Below are 21,347 nucleotides of genomic sequence, written 5' to 3' on the forward strand. Positions count from 1 at the left end.
CAGGATCTATACGAGAACCGGTCGCTTGACGCGCCCCGCCTCGCCGAAGACGCGCAGATAGCGGGCGATCTCGGCCGGGTCGCCAGTGGCCTTCTCCGGATTGTCGGAGAGCTTCACTGCCGGCCGGCCGTTGACCTGCGTCACCTTGCAGACCAGCGATATCGCGTCGAAATCGTCGGTGGGTTGCGGCGCGCAGTCCTGGAAATCGTTGGTGAGGTTGGTACCCCAGCCGAAGCTCATGTGAACCCGGCCGCGGAAATGGGTATAGACGCGCTCGATCTCCTCGACGTCGAGGCCGTCGGAAAAGACGATCAGCTTGTCGCGGGGATCCTCCCCCCTCGACTTCCACCAGGCGATGATCTCCTCGCCGCCATCGACCGGATCGGCGCTGTCGGGGCGGAAGCCCTTCCAGTCGGCCACCCAGTCCGGCGCATCGCGCAGGAAGGAGGCGGTACCGAAGGCGTCGGGCAGGACGACCAGCAGGTTGCCGTCATAGAGTTCCTGCCAGTCGCGCAGCACGCGGTAGGGCGCGCGGCGCAGCTCATCCTCGGTATTGGAGAGCGCGGCCATGGCCATCGGAAGCTCGTGGGCGTTGGTGCCGATGGCTTCGAGGTCGCTCTTCATGGCCAGCAGCACGTTGGACGTGCCGATGAAAGCCGGGCCGAGCCCTTCCTTCAGGGCATTGACGCACCAGTCCTGCCAGAGATGCGAGTGGCGGCGGCGGCTGCCGAAATCGGCGATCTTGATGTCGGGAAAGGCGCGCAGCCGCTCCACCTTGCTCCACAGCTTGGCCTTGGCGCGGGCGTAGAGCACGTCGAGCTCGAAGCGGCGCATGGTCTTCATCACCGAGCGCGAGCGCAGCTCGTTGATGATCGCCAGCGCCGGGATCTCCCACATGGTCGTATGGGTCCAGGGGCCGTGAAACTCAAGCTGGTACTGGCCGTCGGCCTTGCTGAGCTCATAGGGCGGGAGCTGGAAGTCGCGCAGAAACTCCAGATACTCCGGCGCGAAGATCTGTCGCTTGCCATAGAAGGTGTTGCCGGCGAGCCAGATCCACTCCTTCTTGCCGAGCCGCAGCGAGCGAGCGTAGTCGAGCTGAGCCCGAAGCTCGCCCTCATCGATGTCGTCGGCGAGGCGAATGCTGCTCGCACGGTTGATCAGCGAGAAGGTGACGTCGACATCGCGGTAGCGCTTCCAGATCAGCTGCTGCATCAAGAACTTGTAGATGTCGGTATCAAGCAGGCTGCGGATGATCGGGTCGAGCTTCCAGTTATGGTCATGAACCCGCTTGGCGATATCGGTGGTGCTCATCGGTCAATACCCGTGACGAAGCGAGGCGACCCATGAACGTCGAAAAACGCCGACGAGGCGCCACCTGACAGAGGGGTAGCCTGAAACGATCTAGAACCCAAGCGAAATCCGTATAAACGCCGAGTGTCCGGGTCACGATTTCGGGACCGCAAAGCGTCCGGCAAACGGCAAAGGGCGGCGAAAGGACGCCGCCCCACTGCCCTCTGATCGTCGAGCTCAGGCTCCGGCCTTGGCCTTGCGGCGCTTGCGGCCGGCCAGGATATTGATCACCTCGACGCCCGCCGAGAAAGCCATGGCGAAGTAGATGTAGGCGCGCGGCACATGGAAGCCGACACCGTCGGCGACCAGCGACACGCCGATCAACAGCAGGAAGGACAGCGCCAGCATCTTGGTCGTCGGATGCTTGTGGATGAAGTTGGAGATCGGCTCCGACGCCACGAACATGATGATCATGGCAATGACCACGGCCAGAATCATAACCGGCACGTGCTCGGCCATGCCGATGGCGGTGATGATGCTGTCGATGGAGAAAACGATGTCGATGGCGATGATCTGCGCCACGGTGGCGCCGAACGCGGCGTGGACGACATTGCCGTTTTCGTCCTCCTCGCCCTCGATACCGGCGTGGATCTCGTGCGTCGCCTTGTAGAGCAGGAACAGGCCGCCGGCGAGAAGGATGAGATCGCGCCAGGAGAAGTCGTGCCCGAACAGGCTGAACACCGGCGCCGTGAGGCCGATCAGCCAGGACAGGGTGATGAGCAGCAGGACACGGAAGATCAGCGCCATGGAAAGGCCGAGAGCCCGAGCCTTGCGCGCCGCTTCGGTCGGCAGGCGGCTGGTCAGCACCGAAATGAACACGAGGTTGTCGATGCCGAGAACGACCTCCATCACCGTCAGGGTCAGGAGGCTAGCCCAGGCATTGGCATTGAAAATGAGATCAAGCATAGAGGCGGTCATTCCCCAGATATGGCCGTCGGATCGGGTAGATATCTGAATGGCGCCGGTTACTTTTCAAGGTCTCAAACGGCTTTTGCGCCAAAGAATTTCTCTAGGAGCTGCTGCACCGCCGCGACGAGGGCCAGATACGCGGTGGAAAGCGCCAAGCCAACTTCAACGCCCAAGGGGGGATTGAGTTCCCAGGCAAGCGCCGCGCCAGCAAACAGGAACCAGGCGAGTGTCACGCCCAGTGTCAGCGGCCGCCAGCGTTCGACGCGCACCGGATGCACGAAAGCGACCGGCGCGAATGTCAGGACCGACAGCGCAAGGGTGATGCCGATGACGGCGAACTGGTTGAGGTCGAAGACGAAATACAGGAAGACGACGCCATTCCAGACAACGGGGAATCCCCGGAAGGCGTTGTTTTTCATCTTCATGCGCGTATCGCCATAGTACATCGCCGATGTGAAGACGATGACGCCGGCAAGCGCGAGGGCAATGGGAATTGAGGTGAACCCGGCTGTCGCCACCGCCAGAGCCGGCAGGAAGACGTAGGTCACGTAATCGACCACGAAGTCGAGAGCGGCCCCGGAAAAGGTCGGCAGGCGACTTTCCACGGAAACCTTGCGGGCGATCGGGCCATCGACGCCATCGACCACCAGGGCCAGCCCTAGCCACATGAAGAAGGTGGGCCAGTCGAGACTGTAGGCGGCGAAGGCCGCAAGCATGGCAAGGACGATGCCGCTTGCCGTGAAGGCATGCACCGCGAGGGCGATCAATGCATTCTGATGTCTGCCCACAAGCGTCAGTTCCGTCATCGCGCGCCGTTCCTCTCGTCCGAACCGACGGCCGGGCCGCGAGCCATCATGAACGGACGAGACGCGTCGTCCGACGGAGCCCAAAAGATCATCGCCCAAAACCTGACCGATCCCTAGCGGATGGTTACATTTGGCGACAATCTACCCGATGACGAGGCCGCTCGCCAAGATGACACCGGCAAGAATGAGCAATACTCCGAGGAAATACGTCAGCCAGACCCCGCTGACCAGCTTTTCCAGCCCCATCAGCGCGCCGAGCAAGGCCATGGCGGCGAGATTCATCAGGCCGGCGGCGAACATCACCGCCATCATGGCCCAGCAGCAGCCGAGACAGGCGAGTCCCTCCTCGAGCCCGATCCGGAAGGCGCTCCATGCTCCATCCTCGACATAGGCCCCGCGCGGATTGCGGCAGCGGAGAAGGCAGGCCCACTTCAGAGGCGTGAACTGATAGATGCCGGCAGCGATCAGGATCGAGGCCGACAGCGCCATTCCGGCCGGCGCCATGTGCGGAGCAAGCGCGCCGAGATGGACGAGCCAGGTTTGGATGGCCATTGCCAGCAGCGAAGCTCCGAGCCAAACCACCGTATATCCGGCGATCAGCGTCGTCGTGCCCCGCCCAATGGTGTCGGCGTAGGCCCTGAATGTGGGCGCGGCCGTCGGCAGCATCATGGCAAAGACCATGGCCACCCACATGGCGAAACCAAGGGCGAGACCGCTGACGCTGACGTTGCTTTCCATGGCGGGCATCAACGCTTCCGACAGCCCCTCGTCGATGACGACGGCAATCAGCCAGATCCAGCCGATGGCGGCCATGCCAACAACGGTTGCCATGGTCAGGCGGCGCGGCTGATCGGCGAGAGCGGTGACAAAGCGATTGGCCAAAGCGGAACACCGGGCGACGAGCCTTGCGGCCCACAAAGGAAAAGCCCCGTCCAGGATGGACGGGGCTTACTTTTAGCGGAGAACGATGCGGTGGAGCAATCGTCTCACTGCCGGTCCTTGGTCGCCAGCAATGGCGTGATGCGACGCACTGTCACCCGGCGATTGGCGCGCTCGGCCGCCTCGGTCTGAACCTTCAGGTAGCCTTCGCCGTAGCCCTGCGTCACGAGGTTCTCCGGCGGGATGTCGTAGTGGTCGGTCAACACGTTGGCCACGGCCTCCGCGCGACGGTCGGACAAGGAGAGATTGTCCACCACCGATCCGACGGCGTCGGTGTAGCCCTCGACGAGGAACACCTCGTTGGGGTTGCGGCGGAGGGCCGCGTGAATGCCGCGGGCAACGGCCTCGATACTCCGAACTTGGCTGCGCTCGACCTGCCAGGCACCACTGGAGAAGGTGACGGTATCGAGATCGACCGACCTCACCCGCTCGCGCAGGTCAGGACTGTAGATCACCTGGTCGAGCGTATACTGCGGCTCGACCTCCACAAGCGGCGGCGCAGTCAACGCTTCCTCGATGTACATCGGCGGCGCGGAGCGCATCTCGACCCGATAGCGCTCGCGCGGCAGGTCGTAGACGGGCGGAGGCGGCAGGCGGACCACCGGCTGCCATTCAGGCTCATCCACCGGCCCAGGACCAAAGCTTCTGTTGTCGAACAGAACATAGATGTTGCCGTCACGATCCCGGCGCTCACGCTGGATCATCATGCCGTTGGCATCATAGAGCGTCCGCACTTCTCCACCGCTCCGCGTGGTGACGATCACCTCACGCCCACCGTCGCGCGTCCGGCGTTCGCGATAGTCGCGATCGTCACGGTCAAACCGCGCGCGATCGTCGTGGCGGATCACCGCCTGCTCGCCACTCTGGACGATGACGCGGCCGCCCGGCTCCACCGTCACCCGGACACCGCCCTCATCGCTGATCACCCGACGTTCGCGCTGAACGTCACGGATGGTGCCGGCCCTCAGACCGATGCTGTCATCAATGGCCTGGGCGGCATCGGCGCCCGGATTGACGAGCCTCTCGATCAGGGCCGGCGGCGGAGCCTGCGTCTCGACACGATCGGGAGACACCGTCGGCTGGTCACCCGGGAGAGCCGGCGCCGGGGGCGGCGTAGGCGTTCCGGGCGCGGCGGCATCCGGCGCCAGCGGCTGAGATGGCTGGGTCTCAGAGGGGCTCACGGGTTGAGGCGGAACCGGCGGTTGGGCTTCGGACTCGCCGGTGGGTGCCGACGTCTCGGGCTTGGGCTGCGGAGTGGTCGGCTCGGCTTCGGGAGCAGAGGTCTCGGGCTGGGCCTCGGGGGTAGGCGCCGTCGTTTCCGGCTCGGGAGCCGGGCTCACATCCTTGGGCTCGGAAGCAGGCGCTTCAGGCTGCGTCTCAGGACGAACCTCCGGCTCTGGGGCCGGCGCCTCCGGGCGCACTTCGGGCTCCGGCTCTGGAGCGGGCGGCTCCGCCTTCGGGGCTGGAGATTCTGGCTGGGCCTCGGGGCGAACCTCAGGCGCGGGCTCCGGGGCCGGCGGCTCCGCCTCAGGTGCCGGAGATTCGGGCTGAGCCTCGGGGGTCGGCGCCTCAGGGCGAACTTCCGGCGCGGGTTCCGGGGCCGGCGGCTCCGCCTCAGGTGCCGGAGATTCGGGCTGAGCCTCGGGAGCAGGCACTTCAGGGCGAACCTCAGGCTCGGGCGCGGGAGGTGGTGCCTCCGGGCGCTCCGGCTCGGCTTGCGGCTGGGGCTCGGGTTGCTTGGGAACGACCTCTTCGGGCGGGACGCAGTTGGGGTCGCCCGGTTGGCAGGCCGGCTCTGCCTGGGCCAGAAGGAAACTGCCCTCTTCGGCTCGGGCGGCGGTCTGCAAGGCAAGCTGCGACAGCGGCACGACCGCGCAGGCCAGCAACAGATTTCTCAGTCGGTTCATATGGTCCTCCAGCCTTCCCTATGTCGCCCGGAGCAACGCGGATCGACAGGCCTAGACAAGCCGTCACCACGCGCCGGACGAGCCCGCCGTTAAAACCGATCGCGGGGGCTTCGGTTCCTGAGCTTGCCCGGCCAATGGGGCATCAATCGGAAGGAAGGAGGCGAAAGCGTGTCAATTCAAAGATTTGACATGAATGCCGGATGAACGGCCGTTACTTGGATGCCGCGTCGTGAAGCGCCAAGTTCGGCCACTTGCGCGTCGCCCACATCCACTGTCCCGGCTCGCTGCGGATCCAGGTCTCGAATGTTGCGTGAAGGACCCGTGTCGCCTGATCGACGTCGGCTTCGGCGTTGTCGGTATGCGGAAGATCGAGCCGTTCACCCTCGATGCAGAAGTGCGCTCCGTCGACCCGACGGCAATGCGCCACCACGAGGGGCAGACCGAGATGCCGGGCCAGCGTGACGGGCAGCTTCGACAGCAAAGCGGGATGCCCGAAGAACGGAGCCACGATGCCTGTTCCGTCCGGCAGGTCGGCCATCATGGCGATGGCCACGCCGCTGCGGGCGAGCGAGCGCAGGCGCAGTATCGAGGTGGTGCCCGCCGCGACAAGCCCGCCTGGGTAAGCCGTTTCCCGCCGTGAGCGAAAATAGGCTTCCGCGAGCGGGTTCTTGAGCTCGCGATAGATACCTGCGAACGGTTTTCCCAGGCTGGCACCGCCAACCGCGAGCAGTTCCCAGTTGCCTTGGTGCAGCGAGCAAAACACGGCGCCCCCTGCCCCGATCGCCCTTATGTCGGCAGCCAATCCGTCGCTCAGAACGATGCGCTCCGGTCGCCTGACGATCTCGGGCAGCAGAAGCCCCTCGGCAAAGGTTCGGCCGAGATTCTCCCACATGTCCGAGAGGATACGTTTCCGTTCGCCCGACGTCAGGTCCGGCATGGCATTGGCGAGATGCTGGTCTGCCCGTGAATGGCGCGGATTGAAGGGCGCAAACCAGCGCCAGAGCCGCCCCATGAACGCCGAGCCCCTGTCGACGCCGAGGAAACTCAGCAAGGCAACGACGGCGCGCAGCGCCACATACTCGAGCCAAAAGCCGGCTTGCGTCCGGGCCTGTCGATAATCCAACGCGCCTTAGCCTCTCAAGGAACAGCGGAAGACCCAAACGGCGAGATCTGCGTCCGCCGCCTGAATCGTGCGATGAGCTGTTACCCTATTTTGCGCGCTCCCTCCACCCCGTAGCCAACCGGTGGCACGGCTGCTGTGAGATGACCGCCTTGGTGCTCCCTGAGTCTTGCCGCTATTGGGCGATGCGAAGCGCCGACAGCTTGTCGCCGATGGCGCCGAAGGCGGTGACGATGTCACCGGCCGTGGCGGCGTTGAAGTAGTTGCTTGGGGAGCTGGCGCATCTCCTCAGGACGTCGGCATTTCCGGAGATGACCAGCACCGTATAGATCGTCATGTTGTCAGCCTTGGCAGCGTCGCAAACCTTGGCCATCCGGTCATCCACTTGGCTGGATGAGTTCCGCCCATCACCACCGAACCTGTTCATCGTGTTCTCGCCGTCCGACAGCAGGATGATCACGTCCTGATAATCGTAATTGGCGTCCTTGGCCGGTACGTCGAGCGGACCGCCAAGCTTCAAGGATTGCCATGCCCACACGAGACCGATCGTCTGATTGGTCGGTCCGACGGCGGACAATGCGTCGACCGCATTGCCCAGAGCGGTCCAATCATCGCTCAAGGCCGTGATCGGGGTGAGGCAACTGTCATAGTCCTCGGCGGGGAACTTGGTGGCCAGATTGGTCGCCGCCTGAACGGAGATATCGTATTCCTTGTCGCGATCCGAGACACAGCCATCCCACTCTGATTTATCCTTGCCGCTCGGCCAAAGCCGCACGTTTGACCTGCAAGTATAACTCCCGTCGCGATTTCTGGAGCAGTACTGTCCCGTCTTGTCCCAGGAGATAATCGTACTCGACTGGAATCCGGTGCCGATGTTTACATCCTTATTGAAAGGAACGATCGACACGTAAATGTCGCCCTGGGTGGTCGAGTTGGCTTTCAGCTTGTCGAGAAGATCGTGCGTCGCCTCCTTGAGGGCCTCGATCTTGCCCGAATAGGCCATGGATCCGGTGTTATCGAGCGCGAGCGCCACACGCAGGCGCTTGGATGACCATGCGGATTTGGACTGGACCGCCAACGTCTCTGACGAAATCCCCGCGAGATTGAGGAAGGTCATCGGCACCGTTCCGCTCGCCGACGCGGCGATCACCGCGCCATTGCTCTTAGTGAAGGTGGCCGACACAGTAACGCCGTTGACCTTGCCTTCCGGAAAGTTGACTTTGAATATCTCTGTCGCTCGCTCGTTGAGCCGCGTGGAGGTGAGTTTGGGCGCTTCCGAGGAGAGGGCAAGAACGGTGGCATCGAGTGAATGCTGCATGAGTTCGCGCGCATCGGCCAGTCGCGCATAGTCGACGGCCGCCCCGACACCGACCAGAAGGGGCACCAGACAGACGGCGAAGGTTATCGCCATGTTGCCGTTCCGGCACACCAAAAACCGACGAATATCCATGATCCCTCCTGGACCGCAGGATATGGTCGGTTGACCTAACAACAGATTGCGGGAATGCCGACAATTTAAGGCGATGTAGCGATTTCGGCCGTGCGCCGACGGCATTAAGGCGGGCACCTTGCGGCACCCGCCTCTCGGCTCAATCCACCCTCAGCACTGTCACCTCGGTGATCGGCTTCTTTCCCCAGCGCTCGTTGGCGGCGGCGCGGATCGAGCGGCGCACCGCCTCGGCGACCAAGTCCTCGTCCTTGCGGCGGGCCTTGGGAATGGAGACGAGGCAGCCGTCGACAGCGGCGGCCAGCACATCCTCGAAATCGTCGCCCTTGTTATCCGTTTCTGGCAGACCGAAACAGTTGAGGCCGTATTCGCCAAGGATGTCGCCGCGCCCGTTCATCAGCAGCGTGCAGACGACGACGCCGGCAAAGCTCATCTTGCGCCGCTCGACGACACCGGACCCCTCGGGATCGCGCACGAGGCTGCCATCCTTGACCAGAATGCCGAAGGGGACGTGACCGACCGCCTTGGGCTCATCGCCGGGCAGGAGGCGCAGCATCTCGCCGTTCCTGGTGCGGGCCACGCTTGGTACGCCGGCCTCGCGCGCCAGTCTCTCATGAGCGGCCAGATGGACGGCTTCGCCATGTACCGGCACCGCGACCTTCGGCTTGACGAGGCGATAGAGCTCCATCATCTCGTCGCGACGCGGATGGCCGGAGGTGTGAACCAGGGCATCGCCGTCGGAGACGATCTCGACGCCCTGCTCCACGAGCTTGTTCTTGATGGCGCCGACTGCCTTCTCGTTGCCCGGAATGGTGCGCGAGGAGAAAATGACCATGTCGCCACGGTCGAGCGTAATGTTGCGATGGTCGCCGGCAGCGATCTTGGCGAGCGCGGCGCGCGCTTCGCCCTGGCTGCCGGTGACGATGGCCATCACCTTGTCGGGCGGCAGATAGCCGTAGGCCTCCTCGTCGCGGAACGGCGGCAGCCCCTCGAGCATGCCGAGCTCGCCGGCAACGTCGAGCACCCGCTTGATGGCGCGGCCGACCACGACGATCTCGCGGTCGTTCTTGGCTGCGGCCTCGGCGATCGAACGGATCCGGCCGAGGTTCGACGCGAAAATGGTGACGGCGACGCGCTTCTTCGCCCGGGCGACCACCTCGGAAAGCCCGTGGGCGACCTCGCCCTCCGACGGACTGCGCCCGGCGCGGACGGCGTTGGTGGAATCGCAGATCATCGCATCAACGCCCTCGGCGCTGATCTCGGCGAGGCGCTTCATGTCGATCGGCTGACCGACGCGCGGATCGTGATCGATCTTCCAGTCGCCGGTATGCAGCACATTGCCCATGGGCGTGCGGATCAGCACGGCCGTCGGTTCGGGCAACGAGTGCGACATGGCGATCAGCTCGAGATCGAACGGGCCGATCGAGAAACGCTGCCCCTGCTGGACGACGCTGGTCGGCACGCGCGGCGCGTTTGGCTCCATCTCGCGCTTGGCGGCGTGGAGGGCGGCGGCAAAGGGCGTCATATAGACCGGCACGCCCAGCCGCGGCCAGAGGTCGTAGACCGCGCCATAGTGGTCTTCATGGGCGTGGGTGATCAGGATGCCGACCAGATCGTCCTTGTAGGCTTCGATGAACGAAATGTCGGGCAGAAGCAGGTCGACGCCGGGCAACTCAGGGCCGGCGAAGGACACGCCGCAATCCACCATCAACCACTTGCGGTCGGCTTCGGGTCCGAGGCCGTAGAGCGCGAGGTTCATGCCGATTTCGCCAACGCCGCCGAGCGGCAGGAAAATGAGCTCGTCGGCCCCGCTCTTCTTTTTCGTCACAGATATCTCCAACTCGCCGACCCTTTGCCGGCGCATGCTTGTTCTTTCGTTTGTCGGTTCTACGTGGACGCGAAAGCCAGCGGCGTCAAGAAAACTCTCGGGAGAACCGCGTCGATATCGATTGCACGGCGCATCGGCAGAAGCCGTCAGGAATGACCGAAAAACACGTCACCAGCCGAAATCGCCTCCAGCTCGCCATCGTGGCGGAGCAGAAGCCGCCCTTCCATGTCGAGACCGGAAAAGACGCCGGCGACCTCGCGCGTCGGCAGCCGCACGGTAATCGCCTCGCCAATACCCTGGGCGCGGCTGAGCCAAGCCTCGCGAAGCGGTGCGAAATCGCCTACCTGCCACTCGGCAAGCCGACGGGCCATGGCGGCCGCAAGCAGCGCGAACATCGCCGCGGGCTCAGTGGGATAGCCGACTTCCGCGAGATCGGTGGCGCGATAGAGCGCAACATCCGGGTGATGGCCACAGTTGAGGCCGATACCGATCACCACCACCCTACCCTCCGGCGTGCTCGCCGCCTCGATCAGGATGCCGCAGAGCTTGGCGCCAGCGTAGAGGATGTCATTCGGCCATTTGATGGCAAGGTCAGCCCTCGCCAATGGTGGCAGAGCCGCCGCCACGGCGTCGTGAACGGCCAGGGCCACCACAAGCGGCAGTTCGCCGAGCCGCGCCTCCGCCATCGGATCGCGCAGCATCAAAGACGAATAAAGGTTGCCCGGTTCGGAGGTCCAGACCCGCCCGCGTCGACCGCGGCCGGCGGTCTGGCGGCGAGCAACAACCCAAAGGCCTGATGCCGCCCCCTGCCGCGCCCGCTCGAACGCCTCGGCATTGGTGGAGCCGACGTCGTCAAGGTGAACGGCCGTGTAACCGGCGGGGCAGACAAGCCCCGGACCTTCGCTCATCGTGCCGATCGCCTCAGAACAGCGTACGGGCAGCCGCCAGCGCCGCGTCGCCCAGCGGCCCAAGCACCAGCGCGAACGCGGCGACGAACAGACCGGAGATGCCAAGCACGGCCTTCATCTCGCCGCCCATCGGCTCGAAGGCGCCCTTCGGCTCGTCGAGGAACATGATCTTGACGATGCGGAGGTAGTAATAGGCGCCGACAACCGAGCTTAGGATGCCGATTACCGCCAGCCAGTAGAGACCGGCGTTGATGGCGGCCGCGAAGACGAAATACTTGCCGAAGAAGCCGGCAAACGGCGGGATGCCGGCCAGCGAGAACATGATGATGCCGAGGAGATAGGCCACCGTCGGATTGGTGCGCGACAGGCCGGCGAGGCTTTCGATGTCCTCGGTCATCGCGCCATCGCGGCGCATGGAGAGGATTACCGCGAAGGCGCCGGCCGTCATGGCGAGATAGGTGGCGAGATAGATCAGGATGCCGTAGATGCCCGCTTCCGAGCCGGCCGCGAGACCAACCAGCGCGTAGCCCATGTGGCCGATCGACGAGTAGGCCATCAGGCGCTTGATGTTGCGCTGACCAATGGCAGCGAAGGCACCGAGGATCATCGACGCCAGCGACATGAAGGCGACGATCTGCTGCCACTCGGCCTTGACCGGTCCGAGGGCCTCCATCACCACCCGGACGAACAGTGCCATGGCGGCGATCTTCGGGGCGGCCGCGAAGAAGGCGGTAACCGGCGTTGGCGCGCCTTCGTAGACGTCGGGCGTCCACATGTGGAAGGGTACGGCCGACACCTTGAAGGCGATGCCGGTGGCGACGAAGACGATGCCGAAGGTGAGGCCGAGCGACGTCGAACCACCAGCGGCAGCCGCAGCGGCGATGCCGGCAAAATCGACGTGACCGGTGAAGCCGTAGATCAGCGACGCGCCATAGAGCAGCATGCCCGAGGAGAGCGCGCCCAGCACGAAATACTTGAGGCCGGCCTCGGTCGAGCGTCCATCGTCGCGATGGAAGGACGCGACGACATAGAGCGCCAGCGACTGAAGCTCCAGGCCGAGATAGACGGCGATGAGATCGCCGGCCGAGATCATCAGCAGCATGCCGATGGTGGCGAGGACGATCAGCACCGGCAGTTCGAAATGGAAGAACTTCTCGGCAACGGCAAAGCGCTGCGTCATCACCACGGCGACAGCAGAACCGATCAGCACCAGCACCTTCAGGAACCGGGCGAAACCATCGACAACGAAGGCGCCGCCGAAGGTGGAGCCATCGCGGCCGATCACCACGGCCACGGCTGCGACCAAAAGAAGCAGCACCGACAGGCCGGAGACGAGACTGCTTCGCTTCTCGCTGCCGTAGGCGCCGATCAGAAGCAGCAGGAGGGCGCCAGCGGCCAGCAGGAGTTCCGGTCCGGCAAGGGCAAAGTCGGGGAAAGCGGTCATGGTCTATGCCCTCAGCGGATCAGCGGCAGCGGCCCAGACGAAGCGGTCTGGCCGGCGGCGTCGATCGCCGCGTGAACGGAGCGAAGAAGCGCCTCGAGCGAGGCGGCCGTAGCATCGAGGATCGGCAGCGGATAGACGCCGAACAGGATCACCAGCACGACGAGCGGCGCCAAGATGCCGATCTCGCGCGGACTGAGGTCCATCATCGCCTTGAGGTTGGCCTTGGTGAGCGCGCCCCAGACGACGCGGCGGAACAGCCAGAGGGCGTAGGCCGCCGACAGGATGACGCCGAGCGCCGCGAAGGCGGCCACCCAGGTGTTGACCTGGAAGGCGGCCGACAGGGTGAGGAACTCGCCGATGAAGCCGGAGGTGCCGGGCAGGCCAACGTTGGCCATGGTCATCACCATGAACACCGTGGCATAGGCCGGCATGCGGTTGACGAGGCCGCCGTAGGCGGCGATTTCGCGGGTGTGCAGGCGGTCGTAGACGACGCCGACGCAGAGGAACAGCGCGCCCGACACCAGACCGTGGCTGAACATCTGGAACACGGCGCCCTGCAACCCTTGTGTGTTCAGCGTGAAGATGCCCATGGTCACGTAGCCCATGTGGGCGACGGAGGAGTAGGCGATCAGCTTCTTCATGTCCTCCTGCACCAGCGCCACCAGCGAGGTGTAGACGATGGCGACGACGGAGAGCGTGAAGATGAAGGGCGCGAGGTCGGCCGACGCCAGCGGGAACATCGGCAGCGAGAAGCGCAGGAAGCCGTAGCCGCCCATCTTCAGGAGGATGGCGGCAAGCAGCACCGAGCCCGCGGTCGGCGCCTCAACGTGGGCGTCCGGCAGCCAGGTGTGCACCGGCCACATCGGCATCTTCACCGCGAAGCTCGCGAAGAAGGCGAACCACAGCCACCACTGCATGGTCGCCGGGAAGGGATGGTTGACCAGCTCGGTGATGTCGGTGGTGCCGCTCTCCCAGTACATCGCCATGATCGCCAGCATCATCAGCACCGAGCCGGCCAACGTGTAGAGGAAGAACTTGTAGGAGGCGTAGACGCGCCGCTGACCGCCCCAAATGCCGATGATCAGGAACATCGGGATCAGGCCGCCCTCGAAGAAGACGTAGAACAGCACAAGGTCGGTGGCACAGAACACGCCGATCATCAGCGTCTCAAGCACCAGGAAGGCGATCATGTATTCCTTGACGCGGACCTGAACCGACTCCCAGCTCGCCAGAATGCAAAAAGGCATCAGGAAGGTGGTGAGCAACACGAACAGGATGGAGATGCCGTCGACGCCCATGCGATAGGCGAAGAAGCCGCCCGACCAGCCGGCCGTCTCGGTGAGCTGGAACCCGGGGTTCTTCGGATCGAAGCCCGTCCAGATGCCGATCGACACCAGGAAGGTCGCCACCGTGGTAATCAGCGCCACGCGCCGGATGTTGAGGATCGCGGCCTCGTCCTGCGCCCGGATCATCAGAATGAACAGGACGCCCGCCAGCGGCAGGAACGTGGTCAGCGTCAGAAGCGGCATTCCGCTCATACTCATTGTCCCCCGGCGAACATGGCCCAGGTGATGAGGGCGGCAACGCCGATCACCATGGCAAAGGCATAATGGTAGACATATCCGGTCTGCAGGCGCACGACGCGGGCGGTCACGTCCTGCACGCGGGCGGCAACCCCGTTGGGACCGAGCCCATCGATGATGGCGCCGTCACCGGTCTTCCAGAACAGGCGGCCGATGGCGAAGGCCGGCCGCACGAAGATCAGGTCGTAGAGCTCGTCGAAGTACCACTTGTTGAGCAGGAACTTATAGAGCCCCGGCAGAGCGGCAGCGAGCTTCTTGGGCAGAGCCGGATTGACGATGTAGAACCAGTAGGCGACGGCAAGACCGACCAGCATGGCCAGGAAGGGCGAGACCTTCACCAGGAATGACACCTCGTGCATGGCATGCAGGATGTGGTTCTCAGGACCGTAGAAGAGCGAACCCTTCCAGAATTCCGCCTGTTCCTCGCCGACGTAATGGCCGTAGAAGACCATGCCGGCGAGCACCGCACCGAGCGACAGCACGCCGAGCGGGATCAGGACGACCAGCGGGCTTTCCTTGGCGTGATCATAGACATCCTTCGGCGCTCGGCTCGCACCGAAGAAGGTGAGGAACACGAGGCGCCAGGAATAGAAGCTGGTGAAGCCGGCGGCGATCACCAGGAGCACGGCGGCGAAGCCCGACATCGGGTTGTGGCCGGCAAAGGCGCTCTCGATGATGGCGTCCTTGGACAGGAAGCCGGCAAAGCCGATCTCGGTGCCGGGAATGCCGACGCCGGTGATGGCCAGCGTGCCCAAGGTCATCGCCCAGAAGGTGAGCGGGATCTTGTTGCGGAGGCCGCCCATGGACCGCATGTCCTGCTCGTGGTGGCTGGCCATGATCACCGAGCCGGCCCCGAGGAACAGCAGCGCCTTGAAGAAGGCGTGCGTGAACAGGTGGAACACGCCGGCGCCGTAAGCGCCGACGCCCAGCGCCACGAACATGTAGCCAAGCTGCGAACAGGTCGAGTAGGCGATGACGCGCTTGATGTCGTTCTGGACGAGGCCGACCGTGGCCGCGAAGAAGGCGGTGACGGCGCCGACCAGCGTAACGACGGTGAGCGCCGTCGGGCTGAGATCGAACAGCGGCGACAGGCGCGCCACCATGAATACGCCGGCGGTCACCATGGTCGCCGCGTGAATGAGAGCGGACACCGGCGTCGGGCCTTCCATGGCGTCCGGCAGCCAGGTGTGCAGCAGGAACTGCGCACTCTTGCCGCAGGCGCCCATGAACAGCAGCAGGCAGATGACGGTGATGGCGTCCCAGTCGCCCCACAGGAAGTGGAGCGTCTTGCCCTCGACGGTCGCGACATTGGCGAAGATGTCGGTCAGGCTGATGGTGCCGAACATCACGAAGATGCCGAAGATGCCCAGCATGAAGCCGAAGTCGCCGACACGGTTGACGACGAAGGCCTTGATGGCTGCCGCCGAAGCCGACGGCTTCTTGTACCAGAAACCGATCAACAGGTAGGAGGCGAGACCGACGCCTTCCCAGCCGAAGAACATCTGGACGAGGTTGTCGGCGGTCACCAGCATCAGCATGGCGAAGGTGAACAGGCTCAGATAGGCGAAGAAACGCGGCCGGTCCGGATCCTCGGCCATGTAGCCGATCGAGTAGAGGTGGACCAGTGACGACACGGTGTTCACCACCACCAGCATGACGACGGTGAGTGTGTCGACGCGGAAGGCCCAGTCGATCTGCATGGCGCCGGAGGTAATCCAGGTCAGCACCTTGATCGACTGCGTCTCGTGCTCGCCGAAGCCGACCGAGATGAACGCAACCCAGGAGAGGATCGCCGACACGAACAGCAGGCCGGTGGTCACCAGTTCGGCGACGCGCGAACCCGGCGCGGCCGGCTCGACGGCGTGATGGTGGTCATCGTGGTCGCCATGCGCGTGGTCGTCATGCTCGGCGTGCGCCGCGTGATGATCGTCGTGATGGCCGTGGGCGTCGTGGCCGCCCTCGGGCGCCGGCACGGTGGCCGCAGCACCGAACAGCGCGACAGCGCCGGCGACGAGGAAGCCGATGAGCGGAAGGAAGACGATGAGGGAATACATCTCTTGCGTCAGCCCTTCATCACGTTGATGTCTTCCACCGCGATGGAGCCGCGGTTGCGGAAGAATGCGACCAGAATGGCAAGGCCGATGGCGGCCTCGGCGGCGGCGACCGTCAGCACGAACAGGGCGAAGACCTGCCCGACGAGATCGCCGAGGAAATGCGAGAAGGCGACGAGGTTGAGGTTGACCGCGAGCAGGATCAACTCGACGCTCATCAGGATGACAATGACGTTCTTCCGGTTGAGGAAGATGCCGAGCACCCCGAGCGTGAACAGGATCGCCGCGACCGACAGGTAGTGGGCAAGACCGAGCGTCATGGGGTCAACCTTCCTTGTCCGGTGGTGGAACGGTGCGAGTGATCGGTCACAGTCCCCTCCCCGGCTCGACATGCTTGACTTCGATGGCGGTCGCGCGAGTACGCGCCACCTGCACGGAAATGTTCTGGCGTCGGACATAGGCGCGATGGCGCAGCGTCAGCGTGATGGCGCCGATCATGGCGACCAGCAGCACGAAGCCGGCGACCTGGAAGAAATAGACGTAGCGCGTATAGAGAAGCTGGCCGAGCGCCAAGGTGTTGGAGACCTGCGCCGGGTCGGGGATCGGCGCGGTTGCCGTCGCGGTCGCCTCGGGGGCGAACACCCAGGCGCCGGCTACCATCAGGAGTTCGGCAAGGAAGATCAGCCCGACAAGCACGCCGATCGGAAGATACTGCATGAAGCCCTGGCGGAGCTCGACGAAATCGACGTCAAGCATCATCACCACGAACAAGAACAGCACCGCCACGGCGCCGACATAAACAACGATCAGCAGAAGGGCGAGGAACTCGGCGCCAGCCAGCATGAACAGGCCGGCCGCGTTGACGAAAGCGAGGATCAGGAACAGCACCGAATGCACGGGGTTGCGCGAGGAAATCACCATCACCGCCGAAGCGATGGTGACCGCCGCAAACAGATAGAAGAACAAGGCCTGTATCATCTCGCTTCGTCCCCGATGCGCCTCACGGCGCGTCCAATCCCGTCAAAACCCAGCACAGCCTCGATCACCTGTAAGGCGCGTCGGCCGCGATGTTGCGAGCGATCTCCCGCTCCCAGCGGTCGCCGTTCGCGAGCAGCCTTTCCTTGGAGAAGTAGAGCTCCTCGCGCGTCTCGGTGGCGAACTCGAAGTTTGGCCCCTCGACGATGGCGTCCACCGGACAGGCTTCCTGGCAGAAGCCGCAATAGATGCACTTCACCATGTCGATGTCGTAGCGCGTGGTGCGGCGCGTGCCGTCGTTGCCGCGCGGTCCGGCCTCGATGGTGATGGCCTGGGCCGGGCAGATCGCCTCGCAGAGCTTGCAAGCGATGCAGCGCTCCTCGCCGCTGGGATAGCGGCGCAAGGCATGCTCGCCGCGAAAGCGCGGGCTCAAGGCCCCTTTCTCGAAGGGGTAGTTGATGGTCGGCTTCGCCTTGAAGAAGTAGCGCATCGCGAGGAAGAACCCCGACACGAACTCCTTGAGGAGGAAGGACTTTGCCACCTGGCTGAGTTTCATCGCACCCGCTTCCTTCATTCCCGACCTAACATCGCGTCAAGGCGACGCCGGCCGAAATCACGTTTCCTCGCCGTCAACCCGGCGTCGGAAGGCCTGTTCCCGCCACCGTCACGCCCAGCCACCAGCCGAGGGCAGCGAAGACGATGGCGTTGACGACGAACAGCACCTTCATCAGAAGATCCGCCCGTCGCGGCTCGATCCATCCCGGCCGGCGCTCCAGCGCCCGCCTGATCACCGATGCGATCACGCCATAATCGACGAGACCGACACCGACCCCGACCGCCGCTCCAACCACGCCCGCGAGCGACAGGTCCATCATTGCCTCCCGTCAGGCCGCCCAGCCGGTCAGCTGCAGCACGCCGGCCACCAGCACGACGTAGACGAGCGACAGCGGCAGGAACACCTTCCAGCCGAGGCGCATCAGCTGGTCGTAGCGGTAGCGGGGGACCATCGCCTTGGCCATGGCGATGAAGAAGAACATCAAGACGGCCTTGGCGAGGAACCAGACGATGCCCGGTACCCAGGTGAAGGGCGCCACGTCGATCGGCGGCATCCATCCGCCCATGAACAGCAGGGCCATCATGGCGCACATGGTGCAGATGGCGACATACTCGCCGAGCATGAACATCATGTACGGGGTCGAGCCGTATTCAACCATGTAGCCGGCCACCAGTTCGGATTCGGCCTCGGCAAGATCGAAGGGCGGACGGTTGGTTTCCGCAAGAGCCGAAACGAAGAACACCACGAACATCGGCAGGAGCGGCAGCCAGTACCAGTTGAGGAAGGACAGCCAGGGCAGGCCGATCATCGTGGCAAGACCGGTTTCCTGCGACCGGACGATCGCCGAAATGTTGAGCGAGCCGGCGCAGAGCAGCACGGTGATGATGACGAGGCCGATCGACACCTCGTAGGACACCATCTGCGCCGCGCAGCGAAGGGCCGACAGGAAGGGATACTTCGAGTTGGACGCCCAGCCGCCCATGATGGCGCCATAGACGCTGAGCGAGGAGATGGCGAGGATGAACAGCACGCCGACGTTGATGTCGGCGATCACCCAGCCGTCGGCCACCGGCACCACCACCCAGGCCAGCAGGGCGAGCGTGGTGGTCACCAGCGGCGCCAGCAGGAACAGGCCCTTGGCCGAACCCGAGGGAATGACCGGCTCCTTCAACACGAACTTCAAGAGGTCGGCGAAGGACTGGAACAGGCCGAACGGACCGACCACGTTGGGGCCGCGGCGGATCTGCACCGCCGCCCAGATCTTGCGGTCGGCCAGCAGGATGAAGGCGACGATGACGAGCAGCAGCACCAGGAGCAGCACGCTCTGAGCGGCGATCACCACGACGGGCCAGACGATATCGGACCAGAAGCTCATGGGGCGTCTCTCATTCCGCTGCGATGGAGTGCCCGGAGCGGGCGAGCGCCGAACACTCGGCCATCACCTTGGAGGCGCGGGCGATCGGATTGGTGAGGTAGAAGTCGGCGATCAACGGAACGAAAGGCTCCGGCCGGACGATGCCGCCCAGCGTGGCGAGCGTATTGATCGCCTGGGGATCGGCGGCCGGGATCGTGTCGATGGCGGCGAACTCGGGGTGGGCGGAATAGAGCTTCGCCCGAAGCTGGGCCAGGCTGTCGAACGGCAGCTTGCGGCCGAGCGCCTCCGACAGCGCCCTCAGCACCGCCCAATCCTCGCGGGCCTCGCCCGGCGGGAAGGCGGCGCGGTTGCCCAGTTGGACACGCCCCTCGGTGTTGACGTAGGTGCCCGACTTCTCGGCATAGGTGGCGCCGGGAAGGATGACGTCGGCGCGGTGGGCACCGGTGTCGCCGTGGCTGCCGATGTAGACGACGAAGGTGTTGGGGCCGAGGTGCTGCGCGCCGAACTCGTCGGCACCCAGCAGGAACAGTACGTCGAGCTCGCCCTTGGCGGAGGCATCGATCATACCGGCGACGTCGCGGCCACCCTCGCCCGGCACGAGGCCGAGATCGAGCGCGCCGACGCGCGAGGCGGCGGTATGCAGCACCGAGAAGCCGTTCCAGCCCTCGGTGACCGCGCCAACCTCGGTTGCCAGCTTGGCGGCGAGCGACAGCAGCGCCAGACCATCATGGCGGACGAGCGCGCCTTGCCCGACGACGATGAGCGGCTTCTGAGCCGCGTTCAGTACGTCGAGGGCGCCGGCGTCGAGATGCTGAAGCGCCGCCGGGTCGCTGCCGAGATGAACGTGGGGATAGGTGAGATCGACCGGCGCGCCGATCGTGAAGACCGGTAGCTTGCCGCCGCTCGCCCGCCAGCGCTTGCGGATGCGGGCGTTCATCACCGACGCTTCGCGGCGCGGATCGGCGCCGATCATCAGGATGGCGTCCGCCTCCTCGATGCCGGCGATCGTGGCATTGAACACGTAGCTGGCGCGGCCGAACTTGGGATGCAGCGCCGTGCCGTCCTGCCGACCATCGACGGAGGCGACACCGAGCGCGGCCATCAGTTCGCGGAGGGCGAACATTTCTTCGACAGAGGCGAGATCGCCGACGATGGCCCCCATGCGCTCCGGCGCCGTCGAGGTGACGCGGGTGGCGATGGTCGCGAAAGCGTCGCCCCAGGAGGTCGCACGGAAACGGCCGTCCGCCTTGACATAAGGCCGGTCGAGCCGCTGCGTCCGGAGACCGTCCCAGATGAAACGGGTCTTGTCGGAGATCCACTCCTCGTTGACGGATTCGTTGAGGCGGGGCAGCACGCGCATCACCTCGCGGCCGCGCACGTCGACCCGGATGGCCGAGCCGACGGCGTCCATCACATCGATGGATTCGGTCTTCGACAGCTCCCAAGGACGGGCATGGAAAGCATAGGGCTTGGAGGTCAGGGCACCGACCGGGCAGAGGTCGATGACATTGCCCTGCAACTCCGACGACAGCGCCTTTTCGAGATAGCTGGTGATCTCGGCGTCCTCGCCGCGCGAGATGAGGCCCATCTCGGCGATGCCGGCCACCTCGGTGGTGAATCGCACGCAACGGGTGCAGTGGATGCACCGGTTCATCGACGTCTTGATCAGCGGCCCCAGGTACTTGTCTTCGACGGCGCGTTTGTTCTCGATGAAGCGCGAACCGGAGACGCCATAAGCCATCGCCTGGTCCTGCAGATCGCACTCGCCGCCCTGATCGCAGATCGGGCAGTCGAGCGGATGGTTGATCAGCAGAAACTCCATCACGCCCTCGCGGGCCTTCTTGACCATGGGCGAGTTGGTCAGCACCACCGGCGGCTCGCCATTGGGGCCGGGCCGGAGATCGCGAACGTTCATGCCGCAGGATGCGGTCGGCTTCGGCGGGCCGCCCTTCACTTCGACGAGGCACATGCGGCAATTGCCGGCGACCGACAGGCGCTCGTGGTAACAGAAGCGCGGGATCTCGGCGCCCGCCGCCTCGCATGCCTGCAGCAGCGTCAGCTCCGGAGCCACATCGATCTCGATCCCGTCGACGATCAGTTTTGCCATGTCGACCCAACCCTCGCTGGAGCCGCGCCGCCCATAGCCGGC

The 21,347-nt window shown here is 64.6% G+C and carries 18 protein-coding genes; all 18 read right to left on the reverse strand.

The features are described from left to right. Positions 1-6: 6 nt before the first annotated feature. Complete coding sequence (gene pncB, locus CXZ10_RS06455) at positions 7-1,311, reverse strand: nicotinate phosphoribosyltransferase (RefSeq protein WP_101288239.1); 1,305 nt, start codon at positions 1,309-1,311, stop codon at positions 7-9. A gap of 216 nt (positions 1,312-1,527) precedes the next feature. Next, positions 1,528-2,256, reverse strand: coding sequence for a TerC family protein (locus CXZ10_RS06460; RefSeq protein ID WP_101288240.1), 729 nt, complete (start codon positions 2,254-2,256; stop codon positions 1,528-1,530). Positions 2,257-2,330: 74 nt separating this feature from the next. Then, positions 2,331-3,065, reverse strand: coding sequence for a CDP-alcohol phosphatidyltransferase family protein (locus CXZ10_RS06465; RefSeq protein ID WP_101288241.1), 735 nt, complete (start codon positions 3,063-3,065; stop codon positions 2,331-2,333). 141 nt (positions 3,066-3,206) lie between these two features. Further along, positions 3,207-3,947: a DUF2182 domain-containing protein gene (locus tag CXZ10_RS06470; RefSeq protein ID WP_101288242.1), complete on the reverse strand. Its 741-nt coding sequence runs from the start codon at positions 3,945-3,947 to the stop codon at positions 3,207-3,209. A gap of 104 nt (positions 3,948-4,051) precedes the next feature. After that, positions 4,052-5,077, reverse strand: a complete 1,026-nt coding sequence (locus CXZ10_RS06475) for an OmpA family protein (RefSeq protein WP_101288243.1) — start codon at positions 5,075-5,077, stop codon at positions 4,052-4,054. A 1,045-nt stretch (positions 5,078-6,122) separates the two neighbouring features. Further along, positions 6,123-6,986 carry a lysophospholipid acyltransferase family protein gene (locus CXZ10_RS06485; protein ID WP_180335881.1) on the reverse strand — a complete coding sequence of 288 codons (864 nt, stop codon included), beginning with the start codon at positions 6,984-6,986 and terminating at the stop codon, positions 6,123-6,125. A 220-nt stretch (positions 6,987-7,206) separates the two neighbouring features. Next, entirely contained in the window at positions 7,207-8,481 is a 1,275-nt protein-coding gene (locus tag CXZ10_RS06490; RefSeq protein WP_180335882.1) for a TadE/TadG family type IV pilus assembly protein, read from the reverse strand. 139 nt (positions 8,482-8,620) lie between these two features. Next, on the reverse strand, positions 8,621-10,342 hold the full coding sequence (locus tag CXZ10_RS06495; RefSeq protein ID WP_101288247.1) for a ribonuclease J: 1,722 nt from the start codon (positions 10,340-10,342) through the stop codon (positions 8,621-8,623). 110 nt (positions 10,343-10,452) lie between these two features. Next, positions 10,453-11,214, reverse strand: coding sequence for a biotin--[acetyl-CoA-carboxylase] ligase (locus CXZ10_RS06500; RefSeq protein WP_101288248.1), 762 nt, complete (start codon positions 11,212-11,214; stop codon positions 10,453-10,455). A 13-nt stretch (positions 11,215-11,227) separates the two neighbouring features. Beyond that, a complete protein-coding gene (gene nuoN / locus CXZ10_RS06505) occupies positions 11,228-12,658 on the reverse strand; it encodes an NADH-quinone oxidoreductase subunit NuoN (protein WP_101288249.1) in 1,431 nt (476 codons plus the stop codon). 11 nt (positions 12,659-12,669) lie between these two features. Next, on the reverse strand, positions 12,670-14,196 hold the full coding sequence (locus CXZ10_RS06510; RefSeq protein WP_101288250.1) for an NADH-quinone oxidoreductase subunit M: 1,527 nt from the start codon (positions 14,194-14,196) through the stop codon (positions 12,670-12,672). A 2-nt stretch (positions 14,197-14,198) separates the two neighbouring features. Continuing rightward, a complete protein-coding gene (gene nuoL, locus CXZ10_RS06515; protein WP_101288251.1) occupies positions 14,199-16,295 on the reverse strand; it encodes an NADH-quinone oxidoreductase subunit L in 2,097 nt (698 codons plus the stop codon). Between the two features lie 8 nt (positions 16,296-16,303). Beyond that, positions 16,304-16,612, reverse strand: a complete 309-nt coding sequence (gene nuoK, locus CXZ10_RS06520; RefSeq protein WP_026783452.1) for an NADH-quinone oxidoreductase subunit NuoK — start codon at positions 16,610-16,612, stop codon at positions 16,304-16,306. Between the two features lie 46 nt (positions 16,613-16,658). Beyond that, positions 16,659-17,270: an NADH-quinone oxidoreductase subunit J gene (locus CXZ10_RS06525; RefSeq protein WP_101288252.1), complete on the reverse strand. Its 612-nt coding sequence runs from the start codon at positions 17,268-17,270 to the stop codon at positions 16,659-16,661. Between the two features lie 64 nt (positions 17,271-17,334). After that, positions 17,335-17,823: an NADH-quinone oxidoreductase subunit NuoI gene (nuoI, locus tag CXZ10_RS06530; protein WP_101288253.1), complete on the reverse strand. Its 489-nt coding sequence runs from the start codon at positions 17,821-17,823 to the stop codon at positions 17,335-17,337. Positions 17,824-17,896: 73 nt separating this feature from the next. Then, the gene (locus CXZ10_RS06535; protein ID WP_101288254.1) at positions 17,897-18,139 is read right to left on the reverse strand and encodes a hypothetical protein; all 243 of its coding nucleotides are present in this window, start codon (positions 18,137-18,139) and stop codon (positions 17,897-17,899) included. Positions 18,140-18,151: 12 nt separating this feature from the next. Beyond that, entirely contained in the window at positions 18,152-19,198 is a 1,047-nt protein-coding gene (nuoH, locus tag CXZ10_RS06540; RefSeq protein ID WP_101288255.1) for an NADH-quinone oxidoreductase subunit NuoH, read from the reverse strand. A 10-nt stretch (positions 19,199-19,208) separates the two neighbouring features. Beyond that, positions 19,209-21,305, reverse strand: a complete 2,097-nt coding sequence (nuoG, locus tag CXZ10_RS06545; protein ID WP_101288256.1) for an NADH-quinone oxidoreductase subunit NuoG — start codon at positions 21,303-21,305, stop codon at positions 19,209-19,211. Between the last annotated feature and the right edge of the window lie 42 nt (positions 21,306-21,347).

The organism is Pleomorphomonas diazotrophica (assembly GCF_002844595.1).
GTDB lineage: Bacteria > Pseudomonadota > Alphaproteobacteria > Rhizobiales > Pleomorphomonadaceae > Pleomorphomonas > Pleomorphomonas diazotrophica.

Bases quoted from the DNA above. Each gene is read 5' to 3' on its own strand.
- pncB (WP_101288239.1), bottom strand. From the start codon at position 1,311: ATGAGCACCACCGATATCGCCAAGCGGGTTCATGACCATAACTGGAAG.
- CXZ10_RS06460 (WP_101288240.1), bottom strand. From the start codon at position 2,256: ATGCTTGATCTCATTTTCAATGCCAATGCCTGGGCTAGCCTCCTGACC.
- CXZ10_RS06465 (WP_101288241.1), bottom strand. From the start codon at position 3,065: ATGACGGAACTGACGCTTGTGGGCAGACATCAGAATGCATTGATCGCC.
- CXZ10_RS06490 (WP_180335882.1), bottom strand. From the start codon at position 8,481: ATGGATATTCGTCGGTTTTTGGTGTGCCGGAACGGCAACATGGCGATA.
- CXZ10_RS06495 (WP_101288247.1), bottom strand. From the start codon at position 10,342: ATGCGCCGGCAAAGGGTCGGCGAGTTGGAGATATCTGTGACGAAAAAG.
- CXZ10_RS06500 (WP_101288248.1), bottom strand. From the start codon at position 11,214: ATGAGCGAAGGTCCGGGGCTTGTCTGCCCCGCCGGTTACACGGCCGTT.
- nuoN (WP_101288249.1), bottom strand. From the start codon at position 12,658: ATGACCGCTTTCCCCGACTTTGCCCTTGCCGGACCGGAACTCCTGCTG.
- CXZ10_RS06510 (WP_101288250.1), bottom strand. From the start codon at position 14,196: ATGAGCGGAATGCCGCTTCTGACGCTGACCACGTTCCTGCCGCTGGCG.
- nuoL (WP_101288251.1), bottom strand. From the start codon at position 16,295: ATGTATTCCCTCATCGTCTTCCTTCCGCTCATCGGCTTCCTCGTCGCC.
- nuoK (WP_026783452.1), bottom strand. From the start codon at position 16,612: ATGACGCTCGGTCTTGCCCACTACCTGTCGGTCGCGGCGATCCTGTTC.
- CXZ10_RS06525 (WP_101288252.1), bottom strand. From the start codon at position 17,270: ATGATACAGGCCTTGTTCTTCTATCTGTTTGCGGCGGTCACCATCGCT.
- nuoI (WP_101288253.1), bottom strand. From the start codon at position 17,823: ATGAAACTCAGCCAGGTGGCAAAGTCCTTCCTCCTCAAGGAGTTCGTG.
- CXZ10_RS06535 (WP_101288254.1), bottom strand. From the start codon at position 18,139: ATGGACCTGTCGCTCGCGGGCGTGGTTGGAGCGGCGGTCGGGGTCGGT.
- nuoH (WP_101288255.1), bottom strand. From the start codon at position 19,198: ATGAGCTTCTGGTCCGATATCGTCTGGCCCGTCGTGGTGATCGCCGCT.
- nuoG (WP_101288256.1), bottom strand. From the start codon at position 21,305: ATGGCAAAACTGATCGTCGACGGGATCGAGATCGATGTGGCTCCGGAG.